Origin of the sequence: Prodigiosinella confusarubida (assembly GCF_002847015.1) — a bacterium.
Lineage (GTDB): Bacteria > Pseudomonadota > Gammaproteobacteria > Enterobacterales > Enterobacteriaceae > Prodigiosinella > Prodigiosinella aquatilis.
On record NZ_CP025085.1, the window covers coordinates 270150 to 284297 of the forward strand.

The 14148-nt window shown below is 45.7% G+C and carries 15 protein-coding genes; 3 read left to right on the forward strand and 12 right to left on the reverse strand.

Annotated features, from left to right (window positions below; genetic code table 11):
* From CWC46_RS01255 to CWC46_RS01300, 10 genes are all read right to left on the reverse strand, one after another.
* Window positions 1-1914, reverse strand: coding sequence for an ArsA family ATPase (locus CWC46_RS01255; protein WP_021013979.1), 1914 nt, complete (start codon window positions 1912-1914; stop codon window positions 1-3).
* Window positions 1911-2327 (reverse strand): gas vesicle protein GvpG, encoded by a 417-nt coding sequence (locus tag CWC46_RS01260; RefSeq protein ID WP_021013978.1) that lies wholly within the window; start codon window positions 2325-2327, stop codon window positions 1911-1913. Before CWC46_RS01260 ends, CWC46_RS01255 begins: the two co-directional genes overlap by 4 nt.
* Window positions 2328-2336: 9 nt before the next feature.
* Window positions 2337-3158, reverse strand: coding sequence for a GvpL/GvpF family gas vesicle protein (locus CWC46_RS01265; protein WP_084297577.1), 822 nt, complete (start codon window positions 3156-3158; stop codon window positions 2337-2339).
* A gap of 195 nt (window positions 3159-3353) precedes the next feature.
* A complete protein-coding gene (locus CWC46_RS01270) occupies window positions 3354-3671 on the reverse strand; it encodes a hypothetical protein (RefSeq protein WP_021013975.1) in 318 nt (105 codons plus the stop codon).
* Between the two features lie 5 nt (window positions 3672-3676).
* Window positions 3677-4666 (reverse strand): gas vesicle protein GvpN, encoded by a 990-nt coding sequence (gvpN, locus tag CWC46_RS01275; protein WP_021013974.1) that lies wholly within the window; start codon window positions 4664-4666, stop codon window positions 3677-3679.
* 227 nt (window positions 4667-4893) lie between these two features.
* Window positions 4894-5127, reverse strand: coding sequence for a hypothetical protein (locus CWC46_RS01280; protein WP_157831354.1), 234 nt, complete (start codon window positions 5125-5127; stop codon window positions 4894-4896).
* A 95-nt stretch (window positions 5128-5222) separates the two neighbouring features.
* Window positions 5223-5717 (reverse strand): hypothetical protein, encoded by a 495-nt coding sequence (locus tag CWC46_RS01285; RefSeq protein WP_021013973.1) that lies wholly within the window; start codon window positions 5715-5717, stop codon window positions 5223-5225.
* 99 nt (window positions 5718-5816) lie between these two features.
* Entirely contained in the window at window positions 5817-6035 is a 219-nt protein-coding gene (gvpA, locus tag CWC46_RS01290; protein WP_021013972.1) for a gas vesicle structural protein GvpA, read from the reverse strand.
* Between the two features lie 762 nt (window positions 6036-6797).
* A complete protein-coding gene (locus CWC46_RS01295) occupies window positions 6798-7562 on the reverse strand; it encodes a 4'-phosphopantetheinyl transferase family protein (protein WP_021013971.1) in 765 nt (254 codons plus the stop codon).
* Window positions 7563-7894: 332 nt separating this feature from the next.
* Window positions 7895-8602 carry an ABC transporter ATP-binding protein gene (locus CWC46_RS01300; RefSeq protein ID WP_021013970.1) on the reverse strand — a complete coding sequence of 236 codons (708 nt, stop codon included), beginning with the start codon at window positions 8600-8602 and terminating at the stop codon, window positions 7895-7897.
* 16 nt (window positions 8603-8618) lie between these two features.
* Here CWC46_RS01300 and CWC46_RS22765 point away from each other — a divergent pair, with 16 nt between their 5' ends.
* The gene (locus tag CWC46_RS22765) at window positions 8619-8855 is read left to right on the forward strand and encodes a hypothetical protein (protein WP_157831355.1); all 237 of its coding nucleotides are present in this window, start codon (window positions 8619-8621) and stop codon (window positions 8853-8855) included.
* A gap of 430 nt (window positions 8856-9285) precedes the next feature.
* Window positions 9286-9843, forward strand: coding sequence for a helix-turn-helix transcriptional regulator (locus CWC46_RS01310; protein ID WP_021013968.1), 558 nt, complete (start codon window positions 9286-9288; stop codon window positions 9841-9843).
* Window positions 9844-10320: 477 nt separating this feature from the next.
* Here the strand turns inward: CWC46_RS01310 and argG are convergent, their stop codons facing one another.
* Window positions 10321-11673: an argininosuccinate synthase gene (argG, locus tag CWC46_RS01315; protein ID WP_021013967.1), complete on the reverse strand. Its 1353-nt coding sequence runs from the start codon at window positions 11671-11673 to the stop codon at window positions 10321-10323.
* 563 nt (window positions 11674-12236) lie between these two features.
* Between argG and CWC46_RS01320 the strand changes: the two genes are divergently transcribed.
* Complete coding sequence (locus CWC46_RS01320; RefSeq protein ID WP_021013966.1) at window positions 12237-12812, forward strand: DJ-1/PfpI family protein; 576 nt, start codon at window positions 12237-12239, stop codon at window positions 12810-12812.
* A 47-nt stretch (window positions 12813-12859) separates the two neighbouring features.
* On the opposite strand, the gene xylR is transcribed toward CWC46_RS01320, so the two are convergent.
* A complete protein-coding gene (gene xylR, locus CWC46_RS01325) occupies window positions 12860-14044 on the reverse strand; it encodes a D-xylose utilization transcriptional activator XylR (protein ID WP_021013965.1) in 1185 nt (394 codons plus the stop codon).
* Window positions 14045-14148: the final 104 nt, after the last annotated feature.

The following is a 14148-nucleotide window of genomic DNA, read 5'->3' on the forward strand; positions in this document are numbered from 1 at the left end:
TTATAAAAACAATGCCGAACCCAATGTCTTTAGCTTGCTCAATCCCGTAGGTTCTGTTTGCCGGAAAATCTGCGCGTGTGGTTGGCTGGGGAACATCTCATCTGCGCACTTCAGCTCCAACGACTCTCGACTCGTGATTGCCTGGCACAGTGTGCAATCGCTGGGAGGTGTAATCTGGTTGATAAACAACGCGTTTGCCGTTAAGCCTAATCGCTGCAATGCGCATGTCATTTCATAGGTCTTCTCAAGTGCCAAATGCGTCGGAACAGTAACTGCATACAACCCCGTTTGTTTGGTATCCTGCAGTAGAGCGCGTAGATTTTTTAATTCGCGTGAAAGCTGTACCAAACGTTCCGATAAATGCGGGAAACGCATGACTTTGCGATATTTCAGCAATAACGAGAAAAACTGTTTTAGCCAATCCCGAATCAATTCAGGCAACTCTAATAAACGTAGCAAATGTCCGCTAGGTGCGCCATCCACGATGACCATGTCATAACGACCGCTGTCTAGATGATCCATGATCGCAGTCAATGCCATGATTTCATCTAATCCGGGGGGCGCGAGATCGAGCAAATGCTCCAACACTTCACGATCAAAAGTAATATCCAGATTGGGTAACGTATCCAGCAAGAAAGCTTCTAATTCCGCACGATATCCCTGCCGGATTTTGTCAAAATCAGCTTGTGCATTAATTTCCTGGGCATCAATGTTAACCAACACCGATATAGGCTGCTGCTGTAGGGTTACACCCAGACAATCACTCAGCGAGTGAGCAGGATCGGCTGAGAACAACAGAATACGCAATTCTGGATATTCACTGTTCAGACGCAATGCCGTAGCACAGGCCAGCGTCGTTTTACCTACCCCACCTTTACCTGCAAAAATCAGCAGTCGGAATGTGCTGGCAGGCAGCGAAATGGAACTCTCTACACGTAAAGGCAGTTGATGATGACACGTCGTAGCCATGACTTCGTTTTCATCAAGTAAACGGACCCCGGACCAAAATTCGTGAAGCAACGCACCACGCGGTTCGATGGCAAGCAAAGGCAACGTCCAGAATACGTGCCCAGGCAAACGTTGGTATCCGTTCTGGAGCGCAAGCATTTGTCTGTTACGCTCAACACAACAGGTTGGACAGTCATTTTCAGGAAATAGTCGATTGACCACTAAATCGGACAGAAACACCCGTTGCTGATTCAACGCGCCAGCAAGATCAATGCTTTCTTCCACACTCATCGCTTCCGCCAGCATCACTAACACAAAACAACAACGCGTGGAATCCGTCACCAGCTCGTGCATAGCTTTAAGTGAATCATTCATGTCCAGCAGAAAATGATCCAGATGATCCAATCGATTATCACCGGCAAAACGTTTCCGGATATAACGCTGTTTGGCAAGCAGGGTATCCAGAGCGGTCAACCACCGATAAATCAAATCCGGCATTTCCAAAAGCCGCAATGTATGACCTGTAGGAGCAGTATCAATAATAATACGATAGTAAGTATCTTTTTGAATCCATTCAGCTATTTCAAGATAAGCGGCCAATTCATCCATGCCGGGAAGCGCGGTATCCATCAATCCTTGTACGTCGTTTTGATCGAGAACAGTGCCGCGATACGCTATCTCTTTCAGAACACCTTCATGCTGCGATTTAAATTCATGCAAGGAGGCTGCGGCATTTAATTCACGTACGTCCAGATTTTTTGGCAATACCAGATCGGAGAGAATATTTTGCAGGGAATGTGCTGGATCGGTAGAAACCAGCAAAAAATGGTGCTGCGGCTGTTCCTGCGCCAGCCTTAACGCCGTCGACGTCGCACAGGTACTTTTACCTACTCCTCCCTTACCGCCGAAGAAAACCAGTTTCAGCGGCGACTCCAGTAAGAACTTGGGATAAATAGCAGGTTTCATTTCGTCGTACCCTCGGGCTCATCCTCGTCGTCGTCATCCTCGTCGTCGTCGTCATCCTCTTCGTCGTCGTCATCCTCGTCGTCGTCATCCTCGTCGTCGTCATCCTCTTCGTCGTCGTCCTCTTCGTCGTCGTCCTCTTCGTATTCGTCGTCTTCGTCATCCCCAGGCTCGTCGCCTAGCATGTCATCTTCTTCATCCAGTGCGTCTAATCTATCCAGCAGTACAGCTTCCTGTTGTTCAAATTCATCTTCGGTAATCTGGCCAGTCTCCAGTAACATATAAAGATCAGTCAAACTTTCACGAATACGATCCGCCTCACCAGCCAATTCATCTTCCGCCAGTTCGTGAATTTGCCGAAAAATCCACATGACGCCTTTGACAGGAGAAAACAGGATGTCATCGATCAGCAGCATGGCTTAGCCTCAGTCAGAGAGAGTACCAGCGCGGGTCAACGTTTTCTTCTTCGCTGTAGGAGCATGTAAATCCAGAGTAACGAAATTATGCGGTGCCCATGGGCCGGTATAATCGAACAGATAAACGTTATCGAATAACTTTGATGCCTCAAAAACGCCTTTGGCAAATTCATCCATCCGTTCTCTTGCTACCAAACAGGCTAGATTCATTACGTCTTTTTCTTTTTTAACCGGGTTTTCAATAATCTCTTCGCAATAATCCAACAGAACTTCTTTTACTTTTTCCGTCGATTCTTTTCTGTCTCCACTACGCAATGACTCGTACAAATTACCCAGCCGAATCTTCTCTTCACGGTGATTATTGGCATTGGAATTTCCATTCCAGATTTCATCGCGCGTTTCACTTAAGACTGGATATGTAGCAACAAAATATTCATAAATATTAGTAACATCCCAGGAAACACGTAGCCCCATTTCCACACAGCCATCCAAGCGTTCAAAATGTTCTCTGATCGTATCCTGATTAGCGACCAGCAAATTCTTTACTGCTTCAGCATTACGGGCAATAACCCCAAAGCGCATCGGCAATACGGTACCTTCTTCAGTCAACTTATGTAATACAGCCTGATGCGCCGTGATATTACGTCTTTCTGGACGTAACCGGGTACTGAGCGTATCGCTGACCACAGCTCTTAAGCCATCTTGATCAATAGAATAAACCGGTGCTGCTTCCAATCCGCGTATTTTATAGTTAGGCGTTGAGTCATCGGAAACACAGAGCGCATAAAGCACCTTGGCACGATGATTTCTGGATTTATCAATACTCATCATGCACTCCTCAATGAAATACGTTTACTTTTGGCGCATTGCACACGGTTCAATCGTCGATATTCTTCTAAATAAATACGTCCAAAATCAGCGAGAATTTGTGACTTCCCCGTCATGTTGACGCATGTGCGAAAGCTCTTCACCATACGCGGTGTACGGATATGAGCGAGGGTGCGAATTTTGTTCATAATGACAACCTCAATACTTGATTCGCAAACCAGAAGACTTTTTCTTCTTCTCGGCCGCTTCTGATTTATCATTATTTTCAGCCACAGCACTCGCCGCTGTCGCGTCTGCAAGCAGCGCTGCTTTTTCTTTATCAATATCCGCGATACGCTCATCAATACTGGCAATACGCGATGAGGCAGCCTCACGTTCTCGTGTTCGCCGCCAACGCTCTAATTCCAGCGCACCTATCTGAAAATAATCACGATAGGTTTGATGCTCACCACTCACTCGACCTGAATGAGTTTTTATGTCTGACAGTGTTCTGAGAGGACGAGTACTTATAGCCATGATAATTACTCCACTGCTTTTATTTTTTGTGTGGATGCTTTAACCGTGTCTGAACCTATTGGTGGACAGATTTTACGAATAACGCCATCGACCATTTCACGGTATATAGAACGTCCAGCGTGTTGTATTTTGGCAGCGTCCATACTCAAGACGTCGTAGCAGATAGCATGGAATAATTTGTCACCATAACGTGGTTTTATTCCTTGCTGGTGTAGGATGTGGGCGATGGCAATTCCTGCACGTAACCCATGTTTGGTTTCGTGTTCGTTACCACGCAACTCTCTGATTATATCAACGATATATGCCGCTTCTTTTAATTCCAATTCAGAGCGCGCATGCAGTATCTGTAGTTCAGTATCCCGATCGACAAGACCAATGTTGATAGTAATCATACGATCCATCAGAGCGTCCTGGGTCTTATGCGTACCGGCATACTCTTCTGGATTGGAGGTAAAAATAGCGCGAAATTCTGGGTGTACATCGAGATACCCTTCCCCTACACCACGTAAACCAGGAAGGTTTAAAATCCCTTCGGATAATACGGATAACAGCACATTATTGGTTTCTGCTTTGGAACGATTGAACTCATCATAGATCAGCATGTCGCCGTTACGACACGCGGTGGTCAAACGGTTATCCACCCACATGCGGTTCATCTGTTCTTCAGTTTTAAGCACTGAATGAATGTAGTTATCCACCAGGCTGCTTTTACGATAGCCGATGTCTTTCCCCGTCAAATCGGAGCTCACAAATTCTTCGTTACCTTGCAACATGGTAACGGGACGACCCCATAGTGCTGCGAGATGAAATGCCAGGGTTGTTTTCCCTATCCCAGATGGGCCGGCAAAATGCACGGGATAGCCAGCGCGTAAATAAACCAATGCGCGTTCTATAATGTCGTTCACATAAGAAGTCGCTACAAAATGTTCACTCGCTTCCGGAACGACAAGATCATCGTCTACGGTATACTGCGAAACGGTATTTTGCTTAATCATGGAAATACTCCTGTGCCAAACCGTGTACGCCCTAGCCAACACCAGTTCTACGAAATGGCCAAATCAGTGATCGTCTTAGCCGCTAGAATCGGTCGATTTTAGCGGCTTCTTATATTTCGATTTAACTTAGCGATTAATCGAAACTGTATGCCCAATAATGTCACTCCGTGTTTGTGAGCAGACTGTTCATCCACCTCACCCTCCATGGACGACAGAGGCTAATACCGCTACTTACCTTTTTTCGGACCTAAATACTCACCGAGTTTCTTCTTAGGCTTTTTAGTTTGTTTATCGACTGTATGCTCAGCAACGTTCTTTTTCTCAAAAACCGTCGCTGGTGGCGTGGTTGGCAATGTCGGTGCGGTCGTTTGCACAATTTCGGGTAACGCTGGTTGTTCACTGCTAGGGGCTAATGAACCTTTGCTATCAGGTACTAACGAATCTTCGCTGCCAAGTGCCAACGGATCTTCACTGCGGAGGACTACCGAACTTTCACTGCCAGGCGCCGACAAATCTTCACTACTTACCGCCAGAGTATTATCAAGAGGACGAGTGGCTAGACTGCGAGGCTCGTTTTTTTTTTAGCCAGGGTCATGCCGAAAAATACAGCATGGGCAGCCATTCTGTCCTTCTCAGAAGCACTAAGAAAAGCAGCGACATCGTTTGCCACGTTGGCAATGAAATCAGCTCGTTCTTTAGCACAGCGTTCAGCCATACTTTTACGCTCAGCATTAAAACCGTCTAATAAAGCTAGCGTTTTCTTCGACATATCCGTCACGAAGGTGGCACGTTCTTCACTCTGTTGACGACTCATTACCTCGCGGGTATGACAGAAGTCACTCAACATCCGATTAACGCCTCTGACATTATCGGCAACGAATGTCGCGCGTGCGCGTGCGTCTTGAGCCGCGTTTCTAGCCCGAGTTGTAGAAAAACCGGCAATCTGCGCACTCACACTGGAAACCCGCGCATTTTGCTGTGCTATGCGAGATTCATGACTGTCATCAATATTCTTACGCAGCTGCGCCATACCGTCTGTTAAGCATCCCATAGGATTCTCCTTATGTGATAGAGCACTCTTGAAGCGTTGAAAAGTACTCAAGCAGCTGAATGACTCAGCCACTTGGGCACTTTTATTCTGCTTACTTAATTACGCTGGAGTCGCTGCACTGGCTGTAAGGCCAATCGCTTCTGCGTATTTCAAATAAGTTTCAACAGAAGCAATAACAACACGTGCTTCGATGGATAACAGTTCAATACCAACCAATGAGACTTTGACCCAAGCGTCAATCACAATGCCTTTGTCCAGAATACGGTCTACTACTTCAGCCAAGCTGGAAGAGTCTGTTGATTTTTGTACTTTAGCCATGATGGCGTCTCCTAGAAAATGTTAATAAATTACATATGTAATTAGGTTCTACGTACAGACTTGTTACTGCACGCCCATGTAGAATGCAACTCATGCGCCAACCTATAGGCATCAGCGCTCTATTAATGTTAATAAATCCACCACAATGAATTAACTAACTAAATAATAAGGTTATTTTTTATATAATTTATTTTTAATATGCTCATGAAGGAAAATTTTTTCTATCAAAAATAAGGTTACTGACATTAAACACGGGCCGGAATTACCATATGGCTATGGCGTCAATTCCCTAATTCAGGTAAATCATTCCACATTCCGCCGGTCATAATTTAACACCTCTATAACATAAACATGTTATTCATTAACAATTCGGCGCGCTGTTTTATGTAAACCATAAAGGATCAATTAAAATTCTAGCGTTCAAAAGGAAGCGTAGCGGATTGGTCATGATGTCGCCCTTACACACAATAAATTTCGAGTGACAGGAACGCGAGAAGTGAAAGAATTCCGATAGATTACAATTTAAGTGATAATGATTCGTTTACTTTTCCGACCCGAAAAGATGACACATAGATTGTCAGCGATTATTTCAGCTATTCTACAATTTCAGACAATAATGCATCATGTCGGCCCGGCATAATGCAGATAAGGGAAAGCTTTCGCTTGGATAAGCGGGTGCAAGATTACAGGGATGTACTCAATCGTAAAGTTCAGGTTGATAGGGATATTACCTGAATCTCTAAAACCGGTTAATAAAGTAGCTTACAACCAAGGTGTTAACGTAGCTTGTTCATTGATAATGAACATTTCCCAGTTCACTGGTTGTTGAGATACCGCAGAAGGGAAAATGCAATAGCTGAGTGCCACAGAAGGCGTCCCTTCGAGCCATCGTTCATTGAGCTGGCAGTCCACCGGTTGCATTTCATCAACAACGGTGACACCACCAGACAACCCGGTCAGACAACTAAACGACGTTAGTGACTTAAACAACCCGGTACCCAGTGCCTTGATATAGGCCTCCTTTCTGGTCCATAACCGGGTAAACGCCGTTATGAATTGTGTCTCTTCTTCATACTGCGACAGCCACTGCAACTCATCAGGGTGAAAAAACCGCTTTGCAACATCCCGCTTTCGCAGAGACTGTCCCTGCAAGCCTTCCACATCCACGCCGACCCGGGAACCATTGGCAATAACGAAAGCACAGGCGGCGGCGGTATGAGAAATATTAAACTGAACGGCTGGATGATGCGGTAAAAACGGTTTTCCCCACGGCCCTCGGGCAAACTGAAGCTCAACTGCCGTTTGATGACAGTACGGTGCCAACAATAAACGAGCAATACCCTCCGCCAACTGACGAAACGTCAATACGCTCGGGTTTACCATATTGCAAGCCTGACCAGCTATCGCCTGTAATGCCGGACTATCCAGCGCCGAACGCCCAACCACGACACAACACGGGTCGGAAGAGAAAACATCCGCCAGCTCACCCAAAGAACGGGTATGTATTGACGATGTAGCCTTCAGCATTCTTAACTGTTCTCCAGAATCAGGGACTGGACAGCCTCTCGATGAGAGGCTGTGAGTTTGATGACAAAGTCTATATAGCGGCAATAATGAGAAGATCGTAAAGACGCTGCAAGTCCCTCCCTGTAAGCTCAAGCCGCGCCATCCCTGGCGCGGATGCTTTACTCTTCTCCCTCATTATTACCGTTCTGACGCTATACATAGTCTGTCAGTCCAATGCCACTGCATGATTTTGTTGTAGTGCAAAACGAAAGAGAGATCTCACCAACACGCCACCCACTTTACTACACAGCTCGAATGGGCAGATTTCAAACAACATACCCACGGTATTATAATTATACCGCTGGCCTTAACTGCCCATTCTCACCGTCAGCTACGACCTGCCCATCAAACAGGACAACCATACGCCGGGCACGCCTGGCCGAGTGGGAATCATGCGTCACAATACAAATAGTGGTACCGTCGTTATGTAACGTATCAAGAATATCCATTACCGCTTCAGCATTGGCGGAATCCAGATTCCCGGTAGGTTCATCCGCCAACAGGAGCGACGGACAGCCGACAATGGCCCGGGCTACTGCCACACGCTGCTGCTGACCACCGGATAACTGCGAGGGGTAATGGCGAACGCGATGTGACATGTTCACCATCTCCAAGGCCTGCTGTACTCGTTCTTTCTGTTGTGAACGTGAAATATCCCCACGATAGATCAACGGCAATGCAACATTCTCCTCAATCGTCAAATCACTGATAAGGTTAAATGATTGAAAAATAAACCCAATTTCCTTATTGCGTAGCCAAGCCATTTCTCTTTTGCTGATATCGTCAATCATTACCCCATTTAACCAGTAACGACCTTCTGAGGGAACATCCAGCAAGCCCATAATCGACAATAAGGTTGATTTACCACACCCTGAAGGACCAGCAATTGCTACATATTCGCCAGCATGAATGGAAAGGTTAATCTTGCTAAGGGCACGAGTTTCAATTTCATCAGCAAGGAAAACTTTATGCACATTATCAAGTTGAACCAGCACCGTCATGAGAAATCCTCAGTGTATGAATAGGGTCGAAACGGATGGTATCTTACAACTCCAGCCACGATTCTTTTATCTCTGGTTTTATGCTACCACCTTCCAGGTTACCGGTGTGGGCATCGTGACTCAGCTCTCCACAGGCGGCGCCTATTTGCTGAACCAGCCGAAAAATGACCCACACCAACGTTTCAATATGAAAGTCCCCCAACGGATAATAGCAACTTCTATTACCGTTATTATTTTTCGTCGAGGAATTTAACATTTTCCGCACTAAAAATAGAATAAGAGAATGATATTCGTTGTGAATAATTCAGCGTAAAAATACTATTTCTTAAAATTCACTTACTATGCACAACGTTTATTATCATAGGTTGACTAATACTATTCATTGCCAAAAAATCATCACATAACCACCGCTAGACTTACCTTCCTTTATTCTCAATGAGATAGTCAATATTGAGACAAGGCGTCCCAATATCGCAATGACAAATCCCAGCAATGGGACAATTCATAAAATATCCATTATGTATTCCCATAAAAATCGCCGTTACAAGAATGGCACACTATTTGCGTTAATTTATCTGCAATTACTGTATTGACAATAATTAACAACTGGATTTCACCGCTGTTACTGGTATTTGTGATTAACAGGTCCAGATAAAGGAAATTAATTTTTTTGGGATAATGCCATGAATATACTACACGCTCACACACCCGCACTAGATAATGAAAGCTTCAATAACAACCTCATTCAGGATATGTATCGACGCCACCCTAACTTAAGAAAAGCATTGGAGGTGAATAATAAGGCGACTAATCTAGCCAGTATCATTGACTATATTATCGATAATATTGGCAACAATATCACTCTCGATCAGCTGGAAATGGTCAGTGGCAAATCCAAGTTTGATATCTGTCGGCTATTCAACCAAGTCTATAATATTACTCCTATGCGCTGGATATGGCGTGTGCGCATCACTCTGGCAAAGGAAATCATTCATATTTCGCCGAACTGGTCATTAACAGACATCTGTTATGCTTGTGGTTTTTCATCCCTGCCTCATTTTTCCCGCTGCTTTACCAAAACCTATAAAATACCGCCTCTAAAATATCGTAAGTCTGTGTTTTCAGACAAAGAACGGCCTCGGACAATGAACAACATGAGCTTTGATATTATTTTTGGCAAACAACGTCATATTTTTTCTCGCGCCGTTTTATTGGATAACATTCAAAACCTATGTAATTAATTCGTTATATGCTTAGCCTGTTATCAACGGCCCTTTTCAAGGGCTTTTTTTATCCCGCTGAAGAGTGACGTCACCCGCTATACCCACAGCATGGGGGATATCGCCACTTTTCGTTTATACCTATCATCTTTCACGTTACAGGTGCGAGACCTACCCTCCGTTACCCGGACATCCTTGACTTGCATCAGCCCCTGAGAATTCACCCGGTTGCCACCTTCTCGCCTATTGAAACCTACCGTGTTTAGTAACGATTTCCAGCATGTTCTGATATAAATTTTTCCAGGTACTTTGCCAATAAACAGATTTCCTTTTTTGTCCTGAATTGCTGAAAACAGCATAGTATGAAGTTACTATTGCAGCAATGAACACTCAAAATTAAAAAAACAAATAAAATCAGTAAGATAAAATCCAGTTTAGACCAATAAAAAGGGCATATTGAAATATGCCCTTGATGATTTTTTTCAGTATAACGGCCGGTTATTTCTTCGATTTATCCTGTAGCAGATCGTGATTTTCTACCTGGGGTAAACCTGCGCTACCAGAAGAAATCAGACCGGTTTCCACGTAATTGAGTAGTTTTTCACGCGTATCAGTAATGTCCAGATTACGCATGGTCAATTGGCCGATACGATCATCTGGGGAGAAAACCGACTCACCTTTTTCCATCGTCAGGCGTTCTGGCTGATAAGTCAGATTGTCAGACACGGTATTCAGGATGGAGTAATCGTTGCCGCGACGCAGTTCAACCGTCACTTCACCCGTAATTTCACTGGCGACCCAACGCTGTAAAGCATCACGCAGCATCAATGCCTGCGGGTCAAACCAGCGCCCCTGGTACAATAAACGTCCCAACTGGCGACCATGGGCATGGTACTGCTCAATGGTGTCTTCATTATGGATACCGGTTACCAGACGTTCATAAGCGATGTGTAGCAGCGCCATTCCCGGGGCCTCGTAAATACCGCGGCTCTTCGCTTCAATGATCCGGTTTTCAATCTGATCACTCATACCCAGGCCGTGACGACCACCAATACGGTTGGCTTCCATCATTAACTCAACGTCATCGTTGAACGTTTTACCGTTCAAGGCCACCGGATAGCCACGCTCAAAACGGACCACGACCTCTTCTGCGGACACCTTCACACTCTCGTCCCAGAACTTCACCCCCATAATCGGGTTCACAATCTTCACACTGGAGTTCAGGAATTCCAGATCCTTCGCTTCGTGCGTGGCACCCAGCATGTTGGAATCAGTCGAGTAGGCTTTTTCCGCAGACATCTTGTAATGAAAACCCGCGTTGACCATAAACTCGGACATTTCCTGACGACCACCCAGCTCATCAATAAAATCCGTATCCAGCCATGGTTTGTAGATTTTCAACTCCGCATTGGTCAGCAGACCATAACGGTAGAAGCGCTCAATATCGTTACCTTTATACGTGCTGCCATCACCCCAGATATTCACACCATCTTCTTTCATCGCAGCCACCAGCATGGTACCGGTTACAGCACGCCCCAACGGGGTAGTATTAAAATAGGTGATGCCTGCGGTGGTATTATGAAACGCGCCACACTGGATAGCGGCAATTCCCTCGGCCACCAGTTGTTTACGACAATCGATCAACCGGGCATTTTCTGCGCCATACTCCATCGCCCGGCGGGGAATAGCCTCGTAATCGTCTTCATCTGGTTGTCCCAGATTCGCCGTATAAGCATAAGGTACTGCGCCTTTCTGACGCATCCAGAGCAATGCCGCACTGGTATCCAGACCACCGGAAAAAGCAATACCGATACGTTCACCAATCGGAAGATGTTTCAGAATCGTCGTCATAACTATTAATCCCTGCTCGAAGTTCGATGGTATTAAGCTTAGCCGCTTCACCACCAGGTTACGCAATACATTAGGAGAAGACGGGGCGGGTTGACGACGTTTTCTATGCTGATCGTCACAACAGATGCCGCACCTTCACAATGCATATTTATGCAAAATTTGTGAGTGATAATTTAAGCATCTTTTCTGCTGAACCGGAAGAGAGGAGTCGCATTTTAAGGAAAAAAATTCATTCCCGTCAGCACGGGTTACCGCGACTACATTTATGGCTGGCAGGCGATCAGCGATAATGGTGACGTTTTACACTTATCTGGGTTCGTGAAGGTTGTTTAACCATAAACCCGTCAGCATCACGTCCTCGACCGAAAATGGCGACAACGAAGGTTTCGGCAGAACAATGGCCAAGCGCGTGAGTATAACGCGATTTTTCCGCCAGTCTAAGTAGCAAAAATCGGTTACGAGACGCGCCATACAATAATAAAACCTTGTTTCATTTTATTCGATTTTCTTTGCTATCCTTCGTGTGATGAATTGTTCCCCCCTTGCATATTGCTGGAGATGCTATGTCTAAGAAAGTCGCCGTTCTACTGGCCCCTGGGTTTGAAGAGGCAGAAGCGGTTATGGTGATTGATGTGCTGCATCGCATGAAACTGAAGGTTGAGACACTGTCCTGCCAGGACATGTTGGAACTACGCAGCTATCACAATATCCGTATGTTTGCGGATGCGTTACTGGAAAGAAACATGGACATCCTGTTTGATGCGATAGTCATCCCTGGTGGCCCACAGGGAACCGCCAATCTGGCAGCAAATCCGCTGGTTGTAGAGTTTATTCGCCGCCACGATGCAGCCCAAAAGCTCATCTGCCCGTTATGTTCTGCCGCAGCCCGCGTGCTGGGTGGCAACAACCTGCTGAAAGGACGCCGCTATGTGTGTTCGGGCGACCTGTGGCAGGATGTTACCGATGGTGTCTATGTAGACCAGAAAGTGGTGGAAGACGGTAACCTGATCAGCGGCAAAGGACTCGGTGTGGCGTTTGATTTCGCCTTTACCATTGCCAGTCGTCTCACTGGCGACAACGCCGACGCCAATTTCCAGGTGGAGCATATTGATTATGATTACTGGCGTGCGCCAGCATAATCAATACGTTGCGCGGTCTGAATGACCGCGTATGGCATTATTCTGAGTCAATCACTGTAATCGACTTCCCCGTAACGATCCCGATATTCCTTGGGTGTCACACTGTAGCCTTTTTTAAAAACCGAATAGAAATAAGGTAGGGACGGATAACCGCACATTAGAGAGATCTCATTGATCGAAATAGAGGTCGAGATCAAAAGATTACGAGCACGATCCAGCTTTTCTTCGTGAATTACCCCATGAATGGTCTGTTCCATCTCATCCTTGAAGCGCTTTTCCAAATTAGAGCGGGACAATCCTACCGCATCCAGAACCTGCTCGACCTTAATGCCTTTACAGGCGTGATAACGAATAAAATGCATTGCTTGAATGACCGCCGGATCGTGTACCGAGCGGTAGTCCGTAGAACGACGTTCAACCACCCTGACTGGCCGTACCAGAGTACGTTGCAATGGCAGGTTATGGTTATTCAACAATTGATGCAGCAATTTTGCCGCCTGGTATCCCATCTGTCGGGTTCCCTGAGCGACAGAGGACAATGCGATACGAGACAGGTAGCGGGTCAGTTCTTCATTATCAATACCAATGACACACAACTTTTCCGGCACAGCGATATTCAAATGTTCACAGACCTGCAACAGATGGCGAGCACGAGAATCAGTAACCGCAATGATGCCGGTTTGCAACGGTAATGTTTGTACCCAGTCAGCCAGACGGTTTTGCGCATACTGCCAGTTGTCCGGTGTCGTTTCCATACCCTGATAAACCACCCCCTGATACCGCTCCGAAGCAACCAACTGACGAAAAGCATACTCACGTTCCTGCGCCCATCCTTTCCCCACCGATGCCGGTAAACCATAAAAGGCAAAACGATTTAATCCCTTATTTTTCAGATGCATAAATGCACTTTCAACCAGGGCGTAATTATCGGTGGCAATGTAGTGTACCGACGGGTAATCGGCCAGATTATGATAAGATCCACCTACACCGACCAAGGGGATATTCACTCCCGCTAACAACTCGACGATCTCCTTGTCGTCAAAATCAGCAATAACCCCATCACCAAGCCAATCTTTGATATTGTCTATTCGACAATGAAAATCCTCTTCAATGAAGATATCCCAGTCACATTGAGAGGCCTGGAGGTATTCACCCACACCTTCTACAACCTGCCGGTCATACACTTTATTCGCATTGAACAGCAACGTAATACGATAGCGTTTCTCAAACATGATGATGATTTTCCATCCGGAATTGTGTCATTCTGAATAGCACAGCTACCCGACGACCCCAAATAATTTCCTTATTATTGCGAGTCGCCACGAATTTCCTGCCA

What these genes read in the sequence shown, in the direction of transcription:
- CWC46_RS01260 (WP_021013978.1), bottom strand. Translation starts at nt 2,327, where the DNA reads ATGCTGCTGATCGATGACATCCTGTTTTCTCCTGTCAAAGGCGTCATG.
- CWC46_RS01320 (WP_021013966.1), top strand. Translation starts at nt 12,237, where the DNA reads ATGTCTAAGAAAGTCGCCGTTCTACTGGCCCCTGGGTTTGAAGAGGCA.
- CWC46_RS01255 (WP_021013979.1), bottom strand. Translation starts at nt 1,914, where the DNA reads ATGAAACCTGCTATTTATCCCAAGTTCTTACTGGAGTCGCCGCTGAAA.
- gvpA (WP_021013972.1), bottom strand. Translation starts at nt 6,035, where the DNA reads ATGGCTAAAGTACAAAAATCAACAGACTCTTCCAGCTTGGCTGAAGTA.
- CWC46_RS01295 (WP_021013971.1), bottom strand. Translation starts at nt 7,562, where the DNA reads ATGCTGAAGGCTACATCGTCAATACATACCCGTTCTTTGGGTGAGCTG.
- CWC46_RS01270 (WP_021013975.1), bottom strand. Translation starts at nt 3,671, where the DNA reads ATGGCTATAAGTACTCGTCCTCTCAGAACACTGTCAGACATAAAAACT.
- CWC46_RS01265 (WP_084297577.1), bottom strand. Translation starts at nt 3,158, where the DNA reads ATGATGAGTATTGATAAATCCAGAAATCATCGTGCCAAGGTGCTTTAT.
- CWC46_RS01300 (WP_021013970.1), bottom strand. Translation starts at nt 8,602, where the DNA reads ATGACGGTGCTGGTTCAACTTGATAATGTGCATAAAGTTTTCCTTGCT.
- CWC46_RS22765 (WP_157831355.1), top strand. Translation starts at nt 8,619, where the DNA reads ATGAATAGGGTCGAAACGGATGGTATCTTACAACTCCAGCCACGATTC.
- gvpN (WP_021013974.1), bottom strand. Translation starts at nt 4,666, where the DNA reads ATGATTAAGCAAAATACCGTTTCGCAGTATACCGTAGACGATGATCTT.
- argG (WP_021013967.1), bottom strand. Translation starts at nt 11,673, where the DNA reads ATGACGACGATTCTGAAACATCTTCCGATTGGTGAACGTATCGGTATT.
- xylR (WP_021013965.1), bottom strand. Translation starts at nt 14,044, where the DNA reads ATGTTTGAGAAACGCTATCGTATTACGTTGCTGTTCAATGCGAATAAA.
- CWC46_RS01310 (WP_021013968.1), top strand. Translation starts at nt 9,286, where the DNA reads ATGAATATACTACACGCTCACACACCCGCACTAGATAATGAAAGCTTC.
- CWC46_RS01285 (WP_021013973.1), bottom strand. Translation starts at nt 5,717, where the DNA reads ATGGGATGCTTAACAGACGGTATGGCGCAGCTGCGTAAGAATATTGAT.